The organism is Proteus alimentorum, from assembly GCF_002607735.1.
GTDB lineage: Bacteria > Pseudomonadota > Gammaproteobacteria > Enterobacterales > Enterobacteriaceae > Proteus > Proteus alimentorum.
Genome location: NZ_NBVR01000034.1, coordinates 103,448 through 125,825, shown reverse-complemented (window position 1 = coordinate 125,825; position 22,378 = coordinate 103,448). Strand labels below are relative to the sequence as shown.

General features: G+C 34.6%; 23 protein-coding genes. 11 read left to right on the top strand and 12 right to left on the bottom strand.

Translation table 11 applies throughout. From position 1 onward, the window contains the following. Positions 1 to 209: 209 nt before the first annotated feature. A complete protein-coding gene (locus B6258_RS14270) occupies positions 210 to 947 on the bottom strand; it encodes a LexA family transcriptional regulator (RefSeq protein ID WP_099075818.1) in 738 nt (245 codons plus the stop codon). Between the two features lie 238 nt (positions 948 to 1,185). On the opposite strand from B6258_RS14270, the gene B6258_RS14265 reads away from it, so the two are divergent. The 4 genes from B6258_RS14265 to B6258_RS14250 all read left to right on the top strand — a co-directional run bounded on the left by B6258_RS14265 (position 1,186) and on the right by B6258_RS14250 (position 3,518). Then, positions 1,186 to 2,001, top strand: coding sequence for an antitermination protein Q (locus B6258_RS14265; protein WP_099075817.1), 816 nt, complete (start codon positions 1,186 to 1,188; stop codon positions 1,999 to 2,001). A gap of 365 nt (positions 2,002 to 2,366) precedes the next feature. After that, a complete protein-coding gene (locus tag B6258_RS14260; protein ID WP_088495157.1) occupies positions 2,367 to 2,675 on the top strand; it encodes a phage holin, lambda family in 309 nt (102 codons plus the stop codon). Continuing rightward, positions 2,668 to 3,072, top strand: a complete 405-nt coding sequence (locus B6258_RS14255; RefSeq protein ID WP_099075816.1) for a structural protein — start codon at positions 2,668 to 2,670, stop codon at positions 3,070 to 3,072. The genes B6258_RS14260 and B6258_RS14255 overlap by 8 nt, the downstream gene beginning before the upstream one ends. Beyond that, entirely contained in the window at positions 3,069 to 3,518 is a 450-nt protein-coding gene (locus B6258_RS14250) for a lysis protein (RefSeq protein WP_099075815.1), read from the top strand. The genes B6258_RS14255 and B6258_RS14250 overlap by 4 nt, the downstream gene beginning before the upstream one ends. Before the next feature lie 144 nt (positions 3,519 to 3,662). On the opposite strand, the gene B6258_RS14245 is transcribed toward B6258_RS14250, so the two are convergent. Together B6258_RS14245 and B6258_RS14240 are read right to left on the bottom strand one after the other, a co-directional pair. Beyond that, positions 3,663 to 4,589 carry a helix-turn-helix domain-containing protein gene (locus tag B6258_RS14245; protein ID WP_099075814.1) on the bottom strand — a complete coding sequence of 309 codons (927 nt, stop codon included), beginning with the start codon at positions 4,587 to 4,589 and terminating at the stop codon, positions 3,663 to 3,665. Positions 4,590 to 4,964: 375 nt separating this feature from the next. Next, the gene (locus B6258_RS14240) at positions 4,965 to 5,144 is read right to left on the bottom strand and encodes a GhoT/OrtT family toxin (protein WP_036912664.1); all 180 of its coding nucleotides are present in this window, start codon (positions 5,142 to 5,144) and stop codon (positions 4,965 to 4,967) included. Positions 5,145 to 5,846: 702 nt separating this feature from the next. Here B6258_RS14240 and B6258_RS14235 point away from each other — a divergent pair. Beyond that, complete coding sequence (locus B6258_RS14235; RefSeq protein WP_099075813.1) at positions 5,847 to 6,389, top strand: DUF924 family protein; 543 nt, start codon at positions 5,847 to 5,849, stop codon at positions 6,387 to 6,389. A gap of 74 nt (positions 6,390 to 6,463) precedes the next feature. On the opposite strand, the gene B6258_RS14230 is transcribed toward B6258_RS14235, so the two are convergent. The 4 genes from B6258_RS14230 to B6258_RS14215 all read right to left on the bottom strand — a co-directional run bounded on the left by B6258_RS14230 (position 6,464) and on the right by B6258_RS14215 (position 11,920). Then, complete coding sequence (locus B6258_RS14230) at positions 6,464 to 7,240, bottom strand: dimethyl sulfoxide reductase anchor subunit family protein (RefSeq protein WP_099075812.1); 777 nt, start codon at positions 7,238 to 7,240, stop codon at positions 6,464 to 6,466. Between the two features lie 3 nt (positions 7,241 to 7,243). Beyond that, positions 7,244 to 7,861 (bottom strand): DMSO/selenate family reductase complex B subunit, encoded by a 618-nt coding sequence (locus B6258_RS14225; protein WP_023581764.1) that lies wholly within the window; start codon positions 7,859 to 7,861, stop codon positions 7,244 to 7,246. A gap of 11 nt (positions 7,862 to 7,872) precedes the next feature. After that, positions 7,873 to 10,311, bottom strand: coding sequence for a DMSO/selenate family reductase complex A subunit (locus B6258_RS14220; protein WP_099075811.1), 2,439 nt, complete (start codon positions 10,309 to 10,311; stop codon positions 7,873 to 7,875). A 352-nt stretch (positions 10,312 to 10,663) separates the two neighbouring features. Further along, positions 10,664 to 11,920: a mechanosensitive ion channel family protein gene (locus B6258_RS14215; RefSeq protein ID WP_099075810.1), complete on the bottom strand. Its 1,257-nt coding sequence runs from the start codon at positions 11,918 to 11,920 to the stop codon at positions 10,664 to 10,666. 598 nt (positions 11,921 to 12,518) lie between these two features. Here B6258_RS14215 and B6258_RS14210 point away from each other — a divergent pair. Beyond that, a complete protein-coding gene (locus tag B6258_RS14210; protein ID WP_099075809.1) occupies positions 12,519 to 14,183 on the top strand; it encodes a hypothetical protein in 1,665 nt (554 codons plus the stop codon). Positions 14,184 to 14,274: 91 nt separating this feature from the next. Here the strand turns inward: B6258_RS14210 and B6258_RS14205 are convergent, their stop codons facing one another. Continuing rightward, entirely contained in the window at positions 14,275 to 14,853 is a 579-nt protein-coding gene (locus B6258_RS14205; RefSeq protein ID WP_099075808.1) for an HdeD family acid-resistance protein, read from the bottom strand. Positions 14,854 to 15,046: 193 nt separating this feature from the next. Here B6258_RS14205 and B6258_RS14200 point away from each other — a divergent pair, with 193 nt between their 5' ends. After that, positions 15,047 to 15,901 carry a D-amino-acid transaminase gene (locus B6258_RS14200; protein WP_099075807.1) on the top strand — a complete coding sequence of 285 codons (855 nt, stop codon included), beginning with the start codon at positions 15,047 to 15,049 and terminating at the stop codon, positions 15,899 to 15,901. A gap of 111 nt (positions 15,902 to 16,012) precedes the next feature. Here the strand turns inward: B6258_RS14200 and B6258_RS14195 are convergent, their stop codons facing one another. Next, a complete protein-coding gene (locus B6258_RS14195; protein WP_099075806.1) occupies positions 16,013 to 16,573 on the bottom strand; it encodes a helix-turn-helix domain-containing protein in 561 nt (186 codons plus the stop codon). Between the two features lie 85 nt (positions 16,574 to 16,658). Here B6258_RS14195 and B6258_RS14190 point away from each other — a divergent pair, with 85 nt between their 5' ends. Further along, complete coding sequence (locus B6258_RS14190; protein WP_023581771.1) at positions 16,659 to 17,321, top strand: AzlC family ABC transporter permease; 663 nt, start codon at positions 16,659 to 16,661, stop codon at positions 17,319 to 17,321. Beyond that, on the top strand, positions 17,318 to 17,647 hold the full coding sequence (locus tag B6258_RS14185) for an AzlD domain-containing protein (protein WP_099075805.1): 330 nt from the start codon (positions 17,318 to 17,320) through the stop codon (positions 17,645 to 17,647). Before B6258_RS14190 ends, B6258_RS14185 begins: the two co-directional genes overlap by 4 nt. A 113-nt stretch (positions 17,648 to 17,760) precedes the next feature. On the opposite strand, the gene B6258_RS14180 is transcribed toward B6258_RS14185, so the two are convergent. The 3 genes from B6258_RS14180 to B6258_RS14170 all read right to left on the bottom strand — a co-directional run bounded on the left by B6258_RS14180 (position 17,761) and on the right by B6258_RS14170 (position 21,250). Next, positions 17,761 to 19,164 carry an ATP-binding protein gene (locus B6258_RS14180; protein WP_099075804.1) on the bottom strand — a complete coding sequence of 468 codons (1,404 nt, stop codon included), beginning with the start codon at positions 19,162 to 19,164 and terminating at the stop codon, positions 17,761 to 17,763. Continuing rightward, positions 19,165 to 19,830: a response regulator gene (locus B6258_RS14175; protein WP_099075803.1), complete on the bottom strand. Its 666-nt coding sequence runs from the start codon at positions 19,828 to 19,830 to the stop codon at positions 19,165 to 19,167. A 688-nt stretch (positions 19,831 to 20,518) separates the two neighbouring features. Further along, positions 20,519 to 21,250: a hypothetical protein gene (locus tag B6258_RS14170; protein ID WP_099075802.1), complete on the bottom strand. Its 732-nt coding sequence runs from the start codon at positions 21,248 to 21,250 to the stop codon at positions 20,519 to 20,521. Between the two features lie 163 nt (positions 21,251 to 21,413). Between B6258_RS14170 and B6258_RS14165 the strand changes: the two genes are divergently transcribed. Together B6258_RS14165 and B6258_RS14160 are read left to right on the top strand one after the other, a co-directional pair. Then, entirely contained in the window at positions 21,414 to 21,752 is a 339-nt protein-coding gene (locus tag B6258_RS14165; protein ID WP_099075801.1) for a DUF5713 family protein, read from the top strand. A 239-nt stretch (positions 21,753 to 21,991) separates the two neighbouring features. Then, complete coding sequence (locus B6258_RS14160) at positions 21,992 to 22,270, top strand: DUF2798 domain-containing protein (RefSeq protein ID WP_099075800.1); 279 nt, start codon at positions 21,992 to 21,994, stop codon at positions 22,268 to 22,270. The last annotated feature ends 108 nt before the right edge of the window (positions 22,271 to 22,378 follow it).

Genomic DNA, 22,378 nt, shown 5'->3' with positions numbered 1-22,378 from the left:
TTGGTAGAGCAACTGACTTGTAATCAGTAGGTCACCAGTTCGACTCCGGTAGCCGGCACCATATAAGAACCCGTTATCTCGTAAGAGATAGCGGGTTTTTTCTTTGGGCAATTTTAATATTGAAATTGATATATTAAAAAACACCCCAAAGTTGGTATCTAACTTTTGGGATACAGTTCTAAAATTGTGGTGTTTTGTGTATTACATGATCACCAACCCATCACGGACCAATTAAATACTCGACCCAAAATTTTCACTTCTTCTAATGTAGAACGCTCATCTGGGTAATCAATAGTATTATAGCTACGGATGATAATGGTGTTATTGGGAAGTCGATGTAGGATTTTGATCCTCAAAAGATCGCCTTGTTGAATAGCATAAATACCGCCATCAACAATTTTTGTATGTCCTGTACTAATAGTTACAATCGAACCATCAGGAATAACAGGGGACATACTGTCACCATGAACTTTAAAAGCAACGGCATCACTAGGTTGAACGCCATAGCGATTAAATGTAGAACGAGAAAATCTCAATAATTCCACCTTTTGATTATCAGTGGTACAACTTCCGAAACCTGCCGCTAATTCAATCGTAGTATAGAAGGGGATCTCGACTTCATCTCGTTCTATTGGTGTATTATTGTCCCAATCATCAACGGGTGTCATTTCATTTACAGAAACACCATCGTTTCTTTTTGCTCCTCGCCCGTATTCTAACCATTCTGCTCGAACATCGAGCCATTGGCTTAATGCTAAGATATTTGTTGGATCGGGAATTGATTCACTGTTTAGCCATTTCCATACTGCTGGAGCACTGACTTTTATTCCCTGCTCAGCGAGTGCATCTGTAATTCTTTTACCTAACCCACGTCCTGCAATTCCTGAATCTAAGCAAGCTTCCTGAAGCCTTTTTGTGAACTCCGTTTTATTATCATTTTTAACCATTAGTTAATTTCCTTTGCGGCTTGACGTCATTTTGGTTAAAATATAACATTAACCGTTAGTTAATAAAAGGGCGAAAAGTACAAAAAAGTAACTAAATAAACCAATGCAAGAGTGGTAAGTAAAAATCACGTTGAGATAACGCCGTAAAATGCGGGTGATTTAGATGCATAAATGCCATGCCTTGTCGTGGTACATGGATGACCAATGAGTCGTGATAGGAAATCAAAAGGAGCATTAAATGAGACTAGCAGACTTACCTAAATATTTTTCACCAAAAAGTATTGTATTAAGTGATGTAAGAACTGTTAAAGCGGTAGATTCACTTTCAGTAACCGATGTGATGACATCAATTAGCCTTGCTACGCGAAAAGGGCGTATGGGAATAGAACTGTTTTTAGCTAAACATAGTATTAGTAACCCAAGCGAAGCGATAGAAAGCCTTTACCAATATGCATTAACGCAAGCTTATCAATATAAAGCGATTGATAAATTAACTGAAAACGATAAAGCCAAAGTTTTACATATTATTGCTAATTATGCTTTTCAAGATTACGCAAGAAGTGCCGCAAGTAAGAAAGCGTGTCCTGATTGCAGTAATGGATTTATTGAAGTTGACATTTTTACTACCAAAAACTATACCTCAAAATCTGTTAAAGGGGTTGAGCGAAATCTTAAAGATGAGCGTAACGTTAAACCAAAAAATAAGATTTCTTACCGTGACGTGAGAGAGACAACTCACGTTGTTTGTCTTACATGTAAGGGGAAAGCTGAAATTCGTTTAGCATGTCGTTGCCATGGACGTGGCCAAGTTTTAGATAAAAAAGAGAGTGAAAAGCAGGGGATATCTGTTTTCAAACCTTGCAATCAATGTTCAGGACGCGGGTATCCTCGTTTAAAATTCAGCGAAGTATTAGAGCAAGTACAAACGGTAGTGAATGTTTCTAAAACCATTGCGTACAGTAACTATAAGCCGTTATTTGAACATTTAGTTGAAGAATGCTTTAAAGAAGAGTCCTTGTCAGAAAAAATTCTGCAAGAAGTTACTGTGAGGTGATAATTTTCTCTATTTATTTTTTTTGGTAGAATATCGTTATTGACTTTCAGGAAAAACAAGCATACCATAACTCCAAAGTGAGAGATTTGTATCTAAAGACCTCACAACAGAATATAAATAGCCTCACTTTTGAAGTGGGGCTTTTTTGTATCTCAATTTTCTTAACTAATATAAATTAACGATATTTGTTAAATTTTATCTTCAATGGAAGACCACTATGTGGTCTTTTTTATATCCGCCATTTATCTAATTAGATAAATAAAACATAAAAATACTCATGTTAAAACAGTACTTAAATTTAAGTACTGTGGATGAGTATATTATTTATTACAGTTCCTCCTATTGGAGGTAAGCCATGAGAAACAATGAAAGAAAATCCAGATCTATGGGAACAGATATTTATTGTTCTTTCTTCAATGAAAGAGCAAGGAATATCAGCCTCTCTCGCTGGAGGAATGGCTATTCTTCGAGGTTTATATAACGGCGGAGGATGGAAAAAAACCTCTATAGATGGGCTGATGTGTGCAATGTTTGCTTGGTTTATTAAAGATATTCTAATTTTATTTAATATTAATCATGAGTTTGCTTACTTAGCCAGTGTGTTTATTGGCTATGTCGGAGTAGATTCCGTGAGTAAGCTCCTTAAAGGAAGAGCAGGAGTTAAAAATGGCTAAAATAGCACGAGGTGAACGTAATAATAATCCTGGTAATATTCGACACGGTTCGAAATGGCGAGGATTATCCATTGAGCAAGCAGACAGAGAATTTTGCCAATTTGTTTCACCAGAATATGGAATACGAGCTATCTACAAATTATTACAAACGTACCAAAAAAAATATGGTTTAAATACCATTAAAACCATTATCAATCGTTATGCTCCACCTAACGAAAATAATACAGCAGGCTATATTAGCCGAGCCTCAAAAGAAATTGGTGTTGAGGCCGATAACTTAATTAATACACAATTAAAAAATGTTACTATTCCTTTAGCCGTAGTGATTGTTAATATTGAACTTGGCTACCAACCTTATTCAGAAAAAGTTTTTGAAGACGCTTGGTTGTTATTATGAGTTTTTTATCAAAAACAATGGTAATAGCAATTTTATGTCTAGGTATAGGATTGCTTTGGTTAATTGATAAAAACCAATTCTTGAAACAGGAATACAATAATATTAATCAATCTCTTATTCTGCAGATTGCAGAGAATAAAGATTATCAATTACGAATAAATCAGCTTAATCAACTTGATAATCGCCATTTACAGGAACTTGTTCATGCAAAAAAAGAAATTGATCAGTTGCGTGATATTAGTGAGCGTACTCCTGAGCGGGTGTATATCAAAGCAGAATGTCCTAAAGTCTCAGCCTCTTCCACCGCCGGCCTGGTTGATGCAAACACCGCCAGACCTACTGACACCGCTATCCGAAATTATTGGATACTCAGAGAACGAATTGCGCAATCAGAACAGATTATTTTAGTCTTACAAGATTATATTCGGCAGGAGTGTATTCAATAATCGATGTTCTTGTTTACTCTATAGTATTTTCATGAGAATAGTTGTATTTAAAAATAAGTTATTAAGGAATAATTGATTACAATGTTTTACTATTTTATCAAACAAAAAAACAATGCATTATAATGTGTTGAAATAAAAAACCATCTAGAAATAGATGGTTTTTGAAGTTACTTTATTATTATTATCAATTTCAATCGGAATATAGTAATTCACATCTTTTACTAAAGGAATTGGCTTATAAGCTAAGCTAGAAACCGGATATTCCTCTTTAAAAATATACTCCTCAATATCGGGTGATCCTTTCTTTCTAGGTATGTTTAACTTTTTAAGTAAAATACCATAAATATTATAGATAATATCTTTATACTCTAATGTCAGTAATTTTTCAGGGATCGTGAATTTAAGATATTTAGCATTCTCAATATGTGCTTTATGCAAAAATTGTGTGTTATATATTTCAGGCTTATCTTCCATCATAGTTGCATATTTTATCGTTAATTCATTATTTTTCTTAGATAAAATATTATGTAAAGCATAAACCCGATCATGTTTGTAAAGCGCATTTTGAAAGAACACTTTCCAGTACTCTTCTCGTGACTTTTCTGTACTAAAATTCCAATCGATTGCATTGGCTTTATAGGTGTGATCTATTCCCGTTAAAGAGAGAGAATCAATCGTGACGATTTCGATATCTAAATTAAAACCACTAAATTTTCTCAACGGTAATGTAAAACCGTGAGCCTGCCAATTCTCTTTTCTACGATAATTATAAGGCGTCATATTAAACAGCTTTTTAAACGCTCTTGAGAAAGTTTGTTGCGAGTCAAAGCGATATTTTAATGCAATATCAAGTAGTGGCGTTCTTTGTAAGCGTAACTCAACGGCAGCACAAGAAAGTCGTCTTGCTCGAATATAAGACGCTAATGTTAGTCCCGTTTGCTCTTTAAACATGCGTTGAAGATGCCATTTGGAATATCCTGATTTTTGCGAAACATTCTCAAGTTTTAGATCTTTTTCTAAATTTTCTTCAATCCAATAGATAATATCTGTAATGACATTTTCACTAAACATATTCTAGCTCTAATTAAAAATTTATTATTGGTGATAGTAAATAATATGCGTATCTAACCAAATTACATAAGATACTGTAATGAAATTAAGCTTGATTGTAAATTTATAAAAATATTTACTTTAATCTTGGGTTTTAAAATGACGCTCTATTTCAATAAACTAAGTATTAATTATAACATGCTGATATTATTTGATAAGGTTGTAATTGGTCGAATAAAATAACGAGCAATTAAATATTCTTTTTTAGATAAAATCTAAGCTAAAAGTGTTATTTTTGAAGAGTAATTAATATATTTATTTAAGAATAGAAACATAAATAGCTATTATTCTAATTTAATAGAATATAACTACTGTTATTAAGTTTAAATGAAAAAATTAACTAAAAATAGAGAAGATAAGTGCCATAGGAAAGCTAAGAGGCCAGGTTAAGGCGATTAATAATGCACTTAAAAGGCGCATGGCTAGGCTAGGATCTTTAGTTAAAAAGAAAGTAATAATAAACGATATTACAGCCCCAATAAGGTAGCTTATTCCAATAATAGAGATAGCAGACATAACAGATCATTCAGTAAATAGACTGCAACAATTGTACTCCAAAATTGTTAAAGAAACAGAGGAATAGGGCAAACTTTTCAATAAATGTCATTACTAATGTGCAAATTTTAAACATTCATCTCATTTTTGATCTCTGGTTTCTTTTAGGGGTAATCACACAAGATAGTAACAAGGTTAAAGCTGAAAAATCAAAAAATGAAATGTAATTTATTGATTTAAAATATTATTTATAACAATCTTTATTGTCTTTAAAAGATGCTTATTAAAAAATAGAACAAAACGGTATAGATCTTTTTTAGTGGTTTCACTATAAAAATTAAAATTTTTAAATGCTGATTTTTAAGGCAGGATAGTGATGCAGAGATAAATTTTATGTTTGTAAAATGTGCAAGCTAATTATATTTCATCATGATATCGACAGAATGTAACAAATGGGATGAATGCCATTTTATACATACTTGTAGATAAATTGGCTTATGGATGGCGCGACTTAATGGATTTAAGCGTTAGCTAGGAAGCATTTAAAATCCCCTTTTAAGAATTGAAAAGGGGATTTATTTTTTTATGTTCTTTTCGGATAGGGGTTAATAGCCGTGGCTATATCAAAATGGTAATTTACCCAAGTAGTACCCCGTCAATGACGTTTATTTTGATAAAAATAAACGCTGTTTTGATTAATAAACAACTAGCGTGGTAGTTTTTATGATCCCTTATCAGTCAACTCTGACGTTTTGGTTTGAAGAATGCACACCAGAGCAATGGTTTAAGAAAGATACTCAGTTTGATAAAGAAATTAACCGCAGATTTGGTGAATTATGTTTAAGTGCGAGTCGTGGCGAGCTGGCATCATGGAGAGAAACGATAGAAGGGCGCTTAGCTGAGATTATTATTCTTGATCAGTTCTCACGTAATATTTGGCGCGATACGCCAAAAGCCTTCGCCCAAGATAATATGGCATTAATCTTAGCGCAAGAAGCTATTCGGTTACCTGAATATCTGACATTAACCCCCGTTAAACGTAAGTTTATGATCATGCCATTTATGCATTCAGAATCACCTAAAATTCATCAAGATGCAGTTATCTTGTTTTCTCAACTTAATGATGAAAATACTTATCAATATGAACTAAGACACAAAGAAATTATTGATAAATATGGTCGTTATCCTCATCGTAATGAAATTTTAGGTCGAACATCTACACCAGAAGAATTAGATTTTTTACAGCAACCAGGCTCTTCATTCTAAAAAAAATGCATACCTTTTCAGGTATGCATTTTTGTTTCTTTTCTATGATTGATTAATCAACCATAACATCCAGATCACATTGTAATATGCCATAAATTATAGAAGGCGATACGACCTGATAATTCGGCAATAATCACTGCGGCTGCACAAGTGGCTAGCGTCATTTTTGATGCTTGCGCTTTTACTGCAGTAAATCCTACGATAACCACACCTAATGCTAATACGGCTAATTGGAATCCCCAAAATAGAGATTGATCAGCGCTGAGTTCTGGGCCTGTAAAGCCAAGGAAGCTAACATAACCAGAGCGAGTAGCAAAAGTAATAATGGCACCGATAATAAAGGATAATGCGCCTAAACGTCTTGCACCTGTTGCCATTGCTAATACACCACCGCCAACTAATAGCGTCATCCAAAATTGTAATGTGGTGTAGTTTGTGTTCCAGTTAGCAATTGTAGGAATATGATAAATTTGTGGAATTGACCAAACAAATGCTAGACCAAAAACAACAGTAAGTAGGTTACAAATTTCACGTAAGCCCTTCCATTTTTTCATCACAGTGAGTGCAACAGTGGCAAAAGCAAAACCTGTAAACACACCACTTAAAAACGCTTCGTTACTCATTGGAGAACGACCAACGCCTAAGAGCATATTGAAAAAACGTAATGGCTGACCAACGTGTAACCCACCAATACTTAAGCCAATTAATGTTAAGATCAGGGCTAAAATATTAGCATTACGCAGTTGGTTTTCATCAATTTGACCTAATTTTTTACTGATATAAGCAATAAGAAACAGACCTGCTGCTGACGAACCTAAAACAGTAAAAAAGACTAGAGGAAGTTCATGCATGGTTTATACCTCCGCCGCATTTTGAACTGAGCCGGTTTTATCACCAGAAGGTTTCGCTTCTTTGTGTGCTTTGATCACGATATTTGGATTGGTTAAGCTAGGATCAGGCATTGGTGCGATACCACATTCAGTACCGTGTTTTGCTCTGATCACTTCAATATCATCAAAATCAAGTGCACGTTGAGGACAAGACTCAACACAAACCGGTTTCATGCCTTGTGCTACACGTTCGTAGCAACCGTCACACTTAGACATGAGTTTTTTCTTCTCATCGAATTGTGGTGCACCATAAGGGCAACGTAATTCGCAATAACGGCAACCAACACAAATATCTTGGTTAACAACCACTAAACCATCTTCTTCACGTTTATGCATAGCGCCAGTTGGGCAACCTGCAACGCAAGTAGGATTTGAGCAATGGTTACAAGAAATGGATAAATAATAACTATAGATATTTTGTGTCCAGATCCCGTCTTGTTTTGCCCAGCTACCACCACCGTATTCATAAACACGACGGAATTTAGGGCCTAAATCTAAATCTTTTTCATCCTTGCAACTGACTTGACAAGTTTTACAGCCAGTGCATTTAGTGGAGTCAAAATAAAAACCATATTGCTTCATGAGTTAACTCCTTATGCACGTTTCACTTCAACAAGGTTTGTATGTTGTGGATTTCCTTTAGCAAACGGCGATGGGTGCCAGCTTGTTAATGTATTAATACATCCACCTGTATCTACACCTGTTGTATCAAGTGAACGCCATGCACCTTGCGGTACTGCAATCACACCAGGTAATACACGATCTGTCACTTTGACGAGAATATTTAAACGACCACGAGCATTATAAATCTCAGCAATATCGCCAGATTTTAATCCGCGTTCAGCTGCATCAATTGGGTTTAACCAGAATTGATGAGGAATAGCTTCACGTAACATGGCAACGTTATAGTAACTTGAGTGAACGTGGCCTTTATCGTGGAAACCAGTCATTTGCAGAGGGTATTTCTCTTTAAGCTTAACGTTTTCAACACCTTCTTCATTTTTACAATATTCTGGAATTGCAGGGATACGATCGCCTTCTGGTAAAACCCAGCCATCGGTATCTTGCATTAGTTTTTCAGAATATATTTCAATTTTACCTGACGCTGTTTTTAAAGGATTAGCGATAGGATCTTGACGGAATGCTTCAAGTGCAACGTATTGATTACGGTTAGGTAATTTACGATCGATAATTCCTACATCATTAGTTTCTGCGAATGTCGGCAGCGCTGGGTTTTTCTCACGCATTTGGTTATAGCAATATTCAATCCACTCTTCGTAAGTACGTCCTTCAGTGAATTGCTCTTTGGTACCCATCTTTTCTGCAATGTCGGTTAAGACATCATAACAAGGGCGGTTTTCCCAAAGTGGTTTAATTGCATTTTGTAAACGGACGACGTAGTGGTAAGCACCACTTGCGTAAGAGTTATTAATAAGATCGTTTGTCTCAACCGTTGTCACATCAGGCAGTAAGATATCAGCGTATTTTGCAGATGGCGTCATGTGGTTATCCCACACCAAAATAAACTCACATTTTGATTCATCTTGCAGTAAATCATGCGTTTTATTCAAGTCAGCGTGTTGGTTACCAATCACGTTACTGGAATAACACCACATAAATTTAATACCCGTATCGAGTTTATCTTTATTTCTGACGCCCGCATTTTTGCTGGTAAGTTGTTCACCACGAGCAATGGCTTCAGACCACATAAATGTTGGGATCAAGGTCTTAACTGGGTTAGGCAGAGCAAAGCTTGCAACTGGATAAGCCACGTTACCGCCCCAACAACCTGTATTTGTACCAGGACGACCAATATGGCCAGACATTAATGGTAGCATCATAATAGCACGACATGCTTGCTCACCATTTGAAGTACGCTGAATACCCCAACCTTGAGAGATCCACGCAGCTCTTGCACCGCCAATTTCACGTGCTAATTGAATAATACGTGCAACAGAAATACCCGTTAATTGACTTGCCCACTCAGGTGTTTTTGCAATGCCATCAGGGCCATTACCTAAAATGTAATCTTTATAAGAGCCATTTTCAGGTGCTGATGCAGGTAATGTTTGTTTATCCCAACCGACACAATATTCACGTAAGAAATCTTCATCAGTGATGCCTTCTTGGATCATCACATAGCCTAATGCAGCGACTAACGCCGCATCAGTACCCGGATAAATTGGGATCCATTCTGCACCTAATGTTGTCACACTGTCGGTACGACGAGGATCAATGATGATAACTTTACTTTTGCTCTTATCTAACGCATTTAACGTTTCATAGAACTGACCACCACCAGACATACGTGTTTCAGCAAGGTTATGACCAAACATCACGACTAAGTCTGAATTCTCAATTTCTGTTAACAGTGATTCCAGCATGTCGCCATAAACATAAGGCACAATACCCGTTAATTGAGAGTACGAATAAGTACCATAGTCACTTAAAAAGCCACCAACAGTGCTTAATAAGCGTTTACATGCAGTTCTACCGTGTAAGTTTGCACCTGTAGAACCTGTACCATATTGGTAGTAAATGGACTCATTACCGTATTTTTCGATGGTATATTTTAACTTTTCCGCGATGATTGAAGTGGCTTCATCCCAAGAAATACGCTCAAATTTACCTTCACCACGCTTACCAACACGCTTCATTGGGTATTTTAAACGATCTGGGTTATACGTTTTCCAACGTACAGAACGACCACGTAGACACGGACGAATTTGGTGAAGACCAAATGTTGAATCGTCATACATAGTTTCATTAGAAATACGACGAATAACACCATCTTTCACATGAACTTTTAATGGACAACGGCTACCACAGTTCACTAAACATGCACTGTATTTGATAGTTTCAGAAGTCTCATCAGGACGAATACCCTGGGGAGTTTGAGCATTAGCAGAGAATGGTAATGAAACCGTCCCTGCAACAGCGGCAGCACCAGAAATAACGGCTGCAGACTGAATGAATCCACGCCGACTCATTTCAGTAATAGAAATATTATTTTTAATTTTTGACATTGACATTACCCTAACATTTTTCACAACAAGTAAAGTTGTATATATATGTTAAGTTATAACCCTTCTACCTATAATGATTTATATCAATATAAAAAATGTTAATAACGTTATATAAAAAAATAACTATTAAACAAATGGTTACAATTTCTGATTAATACCACTTTAGTGGTAAATTAAATATCAAATAAATAGGAATCAACAATCGATCGATATATAAAAAATAACATAACGATTTTTATTAATATATAGAAAAACAAGAATGTTAACATGATAACAAAATAAAAAATTAAAAATATTTGTTAATAAGAAAAGTAAAAAAGAAGAATAATTCTCCTTTTTTACTTAATACGAAAATGATTTATTGCGGATTATTTTCGACAGGAAATCTGAGTGCTCTTACATCATTTCCAGTTGGAGATTGGTGAACCCTTAAGCCGAATTGAGGTAAAATAGCAAAAATATGATCAAATATATCAGATTGAATCGCCTCGTATTGAACCCATACAGTGGTATTCGTAAAGGCGTAAATTTCAATGGGAAGTCCATCCGAGGTGGGGGCTAACTGTCTTACCATAATCGTCATTTGCTTATGAACGTTAGGATGGTTTTTTAAATAAGCTTCAACATACGCACGGAAGGTTCCAATATTGGTCATGCCACGTTGGTTTAATGGTGTTTGACATTCATTTCCCAAGGTTGCATTGAATTGATTAATTTCACTTTCCTTATTTTTTATATAAGGTGCTAACAAGTGAGCTTTTTCCAGATCATCAAGTTGTTTTTTATCTAAAAAATGGATGCTGTTAATATCAAGAGCAAGACTTCGTTTAATACGACGCCCCCCTGATTTTGTCATTGCTTGCCAGTTTTTAAAGGAATCTGAAATTAAAGAATAAGTTGGAATAGTCGTAACTGTATTATCCCAATTGCGCACTTTAACGGTTGTTAAGCTAATATCAATGACGGCACCATCAGCACCATATTTAGGCATTTCTAGCCAATCACCAAGGCTTATCATGTTGTTTGCAGATAATTGAATACCAGCGACTAATCCCATAATAGGATCTTTAAATACCAACATTAATACCGCCGTCATGGCGCCTAAACCACTGAGTAAAATAAGGGGGGATTTGCCAATAAGTAGGGAAATAATCATTATCCCAATCAGCACAGAGGCGGCGAGTTTTAAGCTTTGAAAAATACCTTTTAATGGTAATCGGCCAAATGAGGATGAATTTCTCATGATCTGCATACAGAGATCCATAATAGAGAAAAGCATCAATAAGCCAAAAATTAAGCACCACGCTTGGGCGCTGGTGGTGAGAATTTCTTGTGTTTTACCCGCTCCCATCCATACCAGTGCTTGGATATTAACAACAACACCTTGGATTAAAAAAGCAAAACGACTAAATAGTTTATTTATTTCTAGAGAAAGTTGCCATTCTTGATCGTACTGACTTATTGCTTTGGAAATTTTAGGTAAGACCAACTTGTGCAAAATAAAATGGAGAATAATTGCGACAAGAAGAATAATAACTAAAACGAGTAAGAGAGAAGCGATTTGGGCGTATTCCTCATTGAATTGACGTATCCATGTAAGCAGTTGCTGCTGCATAAAATATCCTCATAGTTAATGCGGTTTGTATATTAAGAGTACAGAAAAGAGAGTTTAGTTCAAGAAGGTGAATTTTTTGTTACGAAAAATACGAGGGTAAACGAGATGATAAATAAGCGTAGTAGGATGAATAAAAGCCAGAAATAGTCTTTTTTGCGATGAGGGTGCTATTTCTGGCTTTATGCTGTATTTTATTTTTAAATCAAATAATTACAGTAAACGAGTTGATGATAATTGTACAACAACTTGGTGCAGGTGAGTAATAAAAGAAGTCATTGATTTCATATTAAGTATCCTATTAATAAAATGTGATTCATGTCACAAATATTTTCTAAGATTGATTTTAATCACATTTTCATAACAGTCAATAGCTTTATACAAAAATATTTTAAATTTTAAATTATTTTTATACTGAAGATGTTTTTTATCGTTCCCGTAGAGGGAGTTCTATTGAAAAAAATTTTTATCTTATTGTTTATTATCTTTTTTTTATTTTGTCTAACAACAATGCTTAGTTGACTTTTTTCTATTGTGATTTTCACTCAAATTTTTTGCTTTAAGCTAAAAATGGAATCGGAAAAAGAAAGGAAATCACACAATGACTATTGAAACAAAAGAAGAACGTTTACAAAAAATCTTAGAGGGTGAGAAAAATGCGCTAGTACGTCCTCGTCCATTCAATGATGATCTTAATGTAGATGATATTAATGTGGATGACATTGATGATATAGAACCTCGTGTTGTTAATGATTCTGATGTGAAGATTGAGTTTAAACAGGTTAAGTCATTACCTAATGAACCCGATGATGAAGTAAAAATGAATCGTATTATCAAATATGAGGTTATTATCACGGGGATTAATCTACGTTTGGCTGAATGGCGCACAAGTCCAAAAGGAATTTTAATTCTGCCAAATAATAAAGATGTTTACATCTCAATAGTAGACAACAATAAAACGACGATTTCCTTAACGGGTAATCGAAATGGTGTTGCATCATTACAATTGATTTTAAAAGACGAAGATGATGAAACGATTGTTTATTATGCAACGCCGATACAAATTCGTGTTACACCGCCTAAAACGAATCCCAACACTGACTGTTCTACAACGAATTGTGAAAAATTTGATGACTTGTTAACAATCCGTTCTGAATCAATGCAGTGGCCAAGTCAGTGGGAAAGTGTATCTAAAAATTTTGTTGTACATCTTCAAGATAAAGAAGGTGATGATGTTCAAAATAAAGATGTAAAATTAGTTTACGATGTGGAAAATAGTACATTAGGTGTCGAGCCTGAAATTTATAATTCAGATGGCGAGAAAATTAATGTAAGTAAAACCAATAAATATGGTATCGCAAATTTTAAAGTCAAATTTAAACGAACTGAGCCGAAACAAGTTGCTGTTTTTTATGCTGAATCTGACAATGCTGATGATCCAGAGAAACCCTTTAAGTCTCGAGATTACTATGTTGAAATGACAACGGAGAAATTGCCTTCTCCGAAAGTGCCAGCAACATTAAATGGTATTCTTAGTTATCATAGTGAAAACTATTGTGTTAATGCCAATTTGATTTTAGGTCGTGATATTAGTGAAAGCACACAAGTCGGATTTTATTTTAATGATCAACTTAAAATGTTGCCTTGTACTGATAAATCCGCTGTTTCGGTAAGATTGGAAAATCAGTCATTAACGAATGGTATTCATTACATTTCTTTCTTTACTGTTGATATCTTTGATAATGTTTGTTTTTCTCGACGTGAACGCATTATTGTTGATAATTCATTAACGGGAGAATGCAGTAAGCAAATTAAGAATATTGCACCTAAACCTTGTATTAGTGTCACTATTCCGCAAATTTGCGATCGCTACTTTAATTCCGTCAATGTTAGATTGGTTCCTTCTCTGTGTTTACAAATTAAAAATCGTGTAGCCAAAATGAGTATTCAAAAAATGGTTATTATTTTTAATGGTTACTCTAGAGTAAATAGCAGTGATAGAACATTAGTGTATCGCTCAACATTAGAAATTTATGCTGATGATCCTCGTTTAGGTGATTTCTTACACGATACCACACCAAACAATGATCCTATCAACATGGTTGAAATTATAGAACCTGCACTAAAAAGTATTTTGTCTGATGCATTACCTAATATTGAAGTAGGGCAATTAGGTATTCAGGTCATGGTATTTGAAAAATCAGGGAATTGTTATCTTTGTGGTGAAAATATGTATACGGTATCTCTACGCTTACCTTGTGCTTAATACGAATCCATTCTATTTGCTACTTAAGAGCCACCTCGTGTGGCTCTTTGTCTATATTTTATCAATAAGATTATTATCACTAAATAGTCAATTAGCGAGTCATTCGTTTTATCGCACTTGTTATCGATAAAATGGTGATAGAGCTAAAAATAAGTTGTATACCGATTAATGCCATAACGAGTGCTATTGAGGTTTCAGGCCCAAAAGCGAATAAGAAATAAGCGATAATTAAATCTAAAAATCCAGCCAAAATATTAAACCAGCCATAAAAGTTATCTTTGATTTGTTTGAAGCCTATATTTAGGCGCAATATCCCCGCAAAGATAAATAAGAAACCAATAAAAAAGGCTAGACTCAGCATACCTTTCAGTGGTTCAGTGATAAAAATATAACCAAGAAGAAGATAAATAAAGCCTGCTAACAACGTAATTAGCATTGACCATCCAGAAGAAATTTGACTGTTAAAACTCGCAATAATACTGGATATTGCACAAGCAAAAAAAACACAGCCGAGTAATACACTAATAACAACGCCTGAAGAGAGAGGATTAATAATACAGATAAAACCTGCGATAAAACCCAATGTGGCGATGATTTTCATTATCGTACATTGTTTTTTAACCAGTTTCTCTGTTAGTTGGGATAAATTATTTTTATTAATATCTAACATAGACACCTCTTATCCTTATATTTTGTACATAAGTTAAATTATAGCAATTTTTATCTATATGACATGGTTTCTTTAAATAAAATATAAGTTAAAAAGTAATAGAAAAGCGCATAAATAGGATTTGAAATGTTGAATTGAAAGAGTAAGGTAATGGTTAACATTAAATGTTAATGGAATTTATTACGGAGGTAAAATGTCTGATATTGTGTATTTAAATCATCAGTTTGTACCTAAAGAGCAGGCTAAAGTATCTGTTTTTGACCGTGGTTTTTTATTTGCAGATGCCGTTTATGAAGTTACTGCTGTTATTGATGGGCAACTCATTGACTTTGATGGGCATTTTCAACGCTTACAGCGTTCATGCAAAGAATTAGGTTTATCACTTCCTATTACCAAAGAGTTGTTAATTGATATTCATCATCAGCTTATTGAAAAGAATAATCTTCATGAAGGGCTGATTTATTTGCAAATAACGCGGGGTGCTGATTCCTCTCGCTTTTTTGATTTTCCGTCATCATCTGTTCCTTCCACAATAGTTGCTTTTGTACAACATTCAACCGTTGTTAATCACCCTAATGTAAAAAAAGGGATCTCAGTCATTAGTGTGGAAGATATTCGTTGGCAACGTTGCGATATTAAAACAGTGGCATTATTAGCGGCGTGTTTAGCAAAACATCATGCGCATCAACAAGGCGCTGATGATGCTATTTTAATTAAAGATGGCTATATAACAGAAGGCAGTTCAAGTAACTTCTTTATTGTTAATCAGGATAATGAAATTATTACACGGCCGCTGAGTCAGGATATTTTACCCGGTATTACACGCCAAGCAATTATTCAATTAGCGCAAGAAGAAGGGCTTAAAATAACAGAACGCCGATTTACATTGGATGAAGCGAAAAAAGCAAAAGAAGCTTTTATTAGCTCAGCGACTACATTAATTTGGCCAGTTATTTCAATCGATAATGAAGATATCAATCAGGGAGTTGTAGGGTCTTTATCTCAACGGTTACGAGAGATCTACCTTGATAAAGCACTTAAAAAATAATTGATTAGACAGGTATTTTTTATCAAATTTATCGCACTGCTTTCAGATTTTTATTGCAATATAGCAGCGCGGTAAATTTATCATTTCACTCTGTTAATTCGTTTCTTTATGTTAATTATGATGCTCAATAATCATGACGGCGGTTGTGTCTGGCTCTAAAGCTCGTAATACATGAGTGACGTCACCAGGATAGCAAATATAATCACCGGGTTGTAATTCTTGTTGATTATCTAAAGTTCCTACCATTGCACTACCACTAATAATAATAATATGTTCAGTGACATTTTTGCTGTGAGGATCAGAAACCCTATCTTTTCCGGGTTGTGCAATCACTGTATATATATCGCGTTTTGCACCCATAGGGCAGGATGAAAGTAAAAAAGCATGGTAGTACGCTTTTTCTGCGCTAATTTTAAAGCCATCACCTTTACGGATCACCTTAATTTCAGGTTGTGGTGCTGAAATAAGTTGAGAAAAAGGGATATTTAACGCAACACAAATTGCCCAAAGTGTTTCAATACTTGGATTTCCTTGTCCTGCTTCTAATTGAGATAATGTTGATTTTGCAACACCGGCTCGTCTTGCTATTTCAGCAAGTGAAAGGCCCGCTTTTTTTCTTTCTCTAGCCAGAGATTGAGAAATAATTTCAATCGGCGCACAAGGTGATGACATCATAGCTTCCTTCAAAAATCATCTTGCAAAAAAATAAATCGTTCAACATAATGAACAAATTGTTCGATAAAAAATACTACATTCTATGCAAATTAACAGTCGTCTTGATAATAACGTACTTAGAGATATTGTGCTTGTTTCATTAGCAGATGGTATCGTCGGTATCTCTTATGGTGCTTTAGCACATACCCAAGGCTTTGATTTTTGGGTGCCATTGGTGCTATCCATTTTTGTTTTAGCGGGGGCTTCTGAATTTCTTTTTATCGGTGTTGTGGCGATGGGAGGAAGTGCAATATATGCGGCTCTTGCTGGATTAATGGTTAATGCACGACATATTCCTTTTAGTATGGCAGTAAAGGATTTACCAGGAAAAGGGCTTAAATCATTATTAGGTTTTCATATATTAAATGATGAAAGTGTTGTATTTGGTTTATCTCAACGTACCGCTGAACAAAATAAATTAGCGTTTTGGGCTTGTGGATTAGGAATTTTACTTGTTTGGCCTTTAGGAACCATGCTTGGCGTTTATTTGGGATCATTTATCGTAGATATAAAGATGCTAGGGCTGGATGCGATGTTTCCGGCTATCATTCTCGCATTAAGTTTGCCTGCATTAAAAAATAAACTAACACGTCATGCTGCAATAATAGGGAGCATTATTGCACTTGCAACCACATTATTCCTCCCCGCAGGGATCCCCGTTTTATTATCGCTATTAGGCGTATTGTTTGTGATAAGGAAAATATAATGTCCACAGATTCTATTATTACAGGCATTATTATTCTTGCTGTTGGTACATATGCCATGCGCCTTTCCGGAATATTACTCAATAATAAAGCAGGTGTATCAGAGAGAGTTAAAGAGCTCCTCTCATTATCGGCGATTGTTATTCTGTTTTCGGTGGCGATGACATCGACATTTTTTGATGGTGACCAACTTGCTGATATTTCAAAAATCATTGGTGTTGGTGTCGCGGGCGTACTTACTTGGCAGAAAAAGCCTTTTATTATGATTGTACTTAGTGCAGCAATAGTAACTGCCGGTCTACGCTGGCTAATTAATCTTTGGGGATAACATTTTTTAGAACCTCAGGGCGATAAAATAAAAAGGAGGCACAATGACCTCCTTTATTCTGAAATATCAGCTATTAATCTATTAATCTATTAATCTATTAATCTATTAATCTATTAATCGTGGTCTGATGAATTAGCTTCTAAAGGTAGAACAATAATAAAGCCAATCCCTTTATTATTTAGCCCTTCAGTAACAATTAGTGATGCTTGAATTTTATTAGCGAGATTTTGTGCGATAGAAAGACCTAATCCGCTGCCTGTTTCATTAGAGCCCGGAACGCGATAAAAACGTGAAAATAGAGCATTGATATGTTCTTTTGCGATACCTGGGCCATTATCACGAACGATAACATGGATCCCTTCTGCGTATCGATTCTCAATAGTTACCTCAACTTGGCTACCTTTAGGGCAATATTTAATGGCATTATCGAGCAGATTATTAAATATAGAGAGTAAAGCCTGTTTATCGGTTTTAAGCGTTAAAGCGTGGCCTTCATTAAGTGATAACTCAATATTTTTAGTGATCGCATAAGGAACGCGTTGTGCTATTGCATTTCCAATGACGTTATAGATATCAAGAGATTCTATTTTTAATGGGAAATCGTCACATTCTAATCGCGCTAAATCAATTAATTGATGAGAAAGAGCGGCCGCTCTATCAAGAGACTGTTTCATATCATCAATAATTTCTTCACGCTCTTGCTGATCATTGACTAAAGAGAGTAAGTGTAATTGAGCAATAACCGCAGCTATTGGTGTTCTTAATTCATGGGCGGCATCTGCCATAAATTGTTTTTCACGAATATTTGCCGCGTCAATTCTGGCCATTAATTGGTTTAACTCTTTAAAAATAGGGCGAATTTCTTTAAATTGCTGGCTTACATTAATCGGCGTTAAATTACGAGGTTTACGATTAGAAATAAGCTCTGCAGCTTGTCTTAAAGGGCGTAAACTAAAATAAGCAGTAATTAAGATTGCAAAAATAACAGTCGCGAGAATAAATAGGAAAGGAACAAAGGTGCCTTCAACAGGGTTACCAATAACATGGCCTCGGTCTTCAACCGATTCACCAATAAAGACTTTTATTTTATGTTTTTCTCCCCAACTAAAAGAGAGGATCCACTTTTCGCCTGCAACAGATACTTTTTCTGATGCTAATGAAAGTACTCTTGTAGGGATAGGTAACTCAGGACGATTAGTATAAATCAGAGTATTATTTGCATCTAAGGCAATAAACCACGGTAGATATTGTAGTTCATCATCTTCACCATTGAGCATGGCGTCGATATACATACCTTGTAAATTATGAGCGACTTCTTTGATAACTTCAGGTTGGTCAGCAACAATCTCTAAGGTGTTAGCAAAACCCTCCGCAATAATTTCTTGTTGCTTGTTATAAACTTTTTCGAACTCAGCAAGATAATCAAATTGTATCCAAGCTAACCAAACGCCCCAAAGCATAACTATGGAGATAATCTGAAGGACAATGGTGTAAATAAAGAAGGAGCGGATCTTCATTTAATTCGTTTCTTTCTTTAATAAATAACCTACGCCACGAACCGTGATAATGCGTTCTTTACCTATTTTTCTTCGCAAATTATGCATATGCACTTCAAGGGAGTTGCTCTCAATTTTATCGTCTAAACCAAATAAACGCTGTTCCAACTCTGATTTACGCACCACATTGTCAGTATTACGCATTAATTCATATAATAGTTGGTATTCTTTACCGGATAATAAAAGCAACTCGTCATTTAAAGTGACTTGATGGTTTGCTGGATTAAGTTGTAAATCGCCAATAGACCATATTTGTGAAGAAAAACCGGCCATTCTACGACTCACTGCTTTTACGCGAGAAATAAGTTCAGGCATAGCAAAAGGCTTTGGTAAAAAATCATCTGCACCCGAATCTAATGTTTGTACTAAATTATCAATTTGAGTGCGAGCAGTTAAAATGATGATCGGAATTTTCTCGCCATTTTTTCTAAGTGCAATCAGTTCATCTTGCCCATCACCATCAGGTAGACCTAAATCTAACAGCATTAAATCAAAAGGGCGCTGGCTTAATTGAACACGAGCGTCCGCAAGCAATCTGACCCAACATGGTTGAAAACCCGCAATTTCAAGCCCACGGCAAAGCGCTTTACCGAGTTGTAAATCGTCTTCAACTAATAAAATATTCATAATAATACCTACCTAAAATCATCTTAAGAAAGTATAAGAGCCAAATAAAAATTGAGCAATATAATAAAATGTAAAGCAAGGTTTGATTAATGAACTCTTAATGTAAGATAAATTTTTATTTAATATCTTTTACTAAAAATAAATGACTAGAATTTTTAGGATCAGATTGAGATAAGTGCGCTATTTATTCCATTTTTATCACGTTAAGGCATTTAATGTTAATTTTAAAGATTTGTTTTAGATAGAATTAGTGTGGTTAATCTAATGTGGATAATAAATATTTAACCCTATTATGCTAAGATAACTTAAATACTTTATTGAAGATACTTTAGATTTAAAAGTAAAATATATTAAAAATCAATATTCAATAAATAAGGTTTCACATTTAAAATAATGTAAATATAAAATGTTGATTTTATTGAATAATATAGCCATCAAATTGATGTCTTATTCTTTTATTGAAAATAGATAACTGTTTTAATATATCCCTGTTGTGCAACATTTTTATTAGATTTAAATTATCTACTTTATTCATCTACACTCTTGCAGTAAAAATTAACTACTTGAAAGGAATTTAATTTTCAATAAAAGGAATTTATATGAAATTAGATGGTGTTATTTAGTATAAATTAAATCATTCTGTGTCAGAAATGCTCCCAACCCTCTGGGAGCATTTCACATGATGTTATTACTGACAAAGTGAGTTATCCCACAACATTAAGTTAAATGGTAAATTTAATGGTATTACCAATTTATTCACCATAGTTTGAAGTTCTTCTTTTGCTTGAGTCAGTCTTTGTTTATCTATATCAGGAATAAAGTCATCTTTTGCTGGTAAATCATCTAATGTATACTCTTCCACTAAAATACCATTAGCCCAACGTTGAAATAACCAATAACTTTCTGGCATCAATGTATATTTTGTACCGTCAATAATTGTTGTTTTATCTTCCTGATAACGAACGGAAATAAGCTGATTTGCAACATTATCCCAAATCCAACCTTTGTACGTTCCATCCTCTAATCGATTTATCGACCAATGCATATCATCAGGTCGATAAAAATACAGCTCAGTTAATGCAATATAAGATGTGGTTTTTGTTGATAATGAGGCTTGAATAAGACCACTCGTGAAATAAGAAATATAAAGCGTTTTATTATCAATATTCAGTTCAATACTACAAGTATCCCAATGCGTTATTGTTAAACCTTCTTTAGTTGGTTTTTCTGGAATGGAGATCACCGCATCTGTTGCATCATCTTCTGCTGGTGGGTAGTAATGGCCTGTAATATATTCACCGTTATGGCCATAGAAGCGCCATGTCGCCAAAGGTGAGTTTTTAAAATATTTATTAATGGTCAAAAAAGAGAGCAGTGCAATAGTCAAAAAAAGAAATATAAATCGTATTTTTGTAGCCATTTTTAATTAATTGCCTATTTTCTGTTTGCTGGACAGAATTCTATAAATTCATAGAAATAAAAGCGAGACATTTAATTAAGAAACGTAATATACTTTTCTGTAATTAAGATAATAAGTGCACTTTAATGACCTTAAGATAAATACTTAGATAAGGATATTCTTCATGATTAAAAATAAAGTACTCGCCGAGCATTATTTTTTAAAGGGAATGGATAGTGATAGTTATTATCCAACACATCTTGTAAAAAAAGGGCAAGATTTATTAAAAGCGCTTTGTGTAAAAATAGAGGCAACTTCACCTAAAAGTTTGGCAGAACTTTATATCCTAACGCAAGAAACAACGGATCAATTTAATGAGTTAGCTGAAGAGTTTTATGAAGAAGATAGCGAAATTGAAACAGTAGCAAGAGAGTGCATTGCGGAAGATTTTGGCGTTATCGCTGATGAATATGGTTTTGAAAATGCTGATATAGAAGAATTAATTGCAACACGAGATTGGTAAAAAAGATGAGAAAACCCTATAGTGTTTTCTCATTTTCACTAATCTTGATTTTATCAATTATCACCTAAATGATAATGAGAATAATTTAGTTGACAAAAAAATATTTATTAATAAACTAGCTCTCACTTTGGTCAAAAGACTCGTAAGCGTTTACGTTAATCAACGCATATAACTTTTTTTAGCCTGTTGTATTGGCAGTTATGTGCTGTTGTACAATCGTATTATTGGAGTCTTTATCTATGTCTTTTCAGGACAAAAATTACTTTTTAGGTATTCCTAAACTTCCTACTCGAGCAATGATTTTTCTTGTACCCTTTTTCCTTTCTTTTATTATGTCAGGTATTGTTGCTTTTATTAGTACCGTCAAATCGTTAGGAATGGGAATGTACGTTATCTCCCCGTGGTTAACTTCTTGGGGGATCTCTTGGATGATTGCTTTTCCTACGGTTTTATTCGTTTTACCAATTGCAAGACGCTTTTCACTGTTACTGGTGAAACCAGCCAAATCTAATGATTAATTAAAAACAAGATCAGCAATTGATGCTGATCTTTTTGTTTTTCACAATGTGAAGTAAAGCATCGCCTAAATGAATAAGATCCGATAGCCTTAAACTTGTATATTTAAA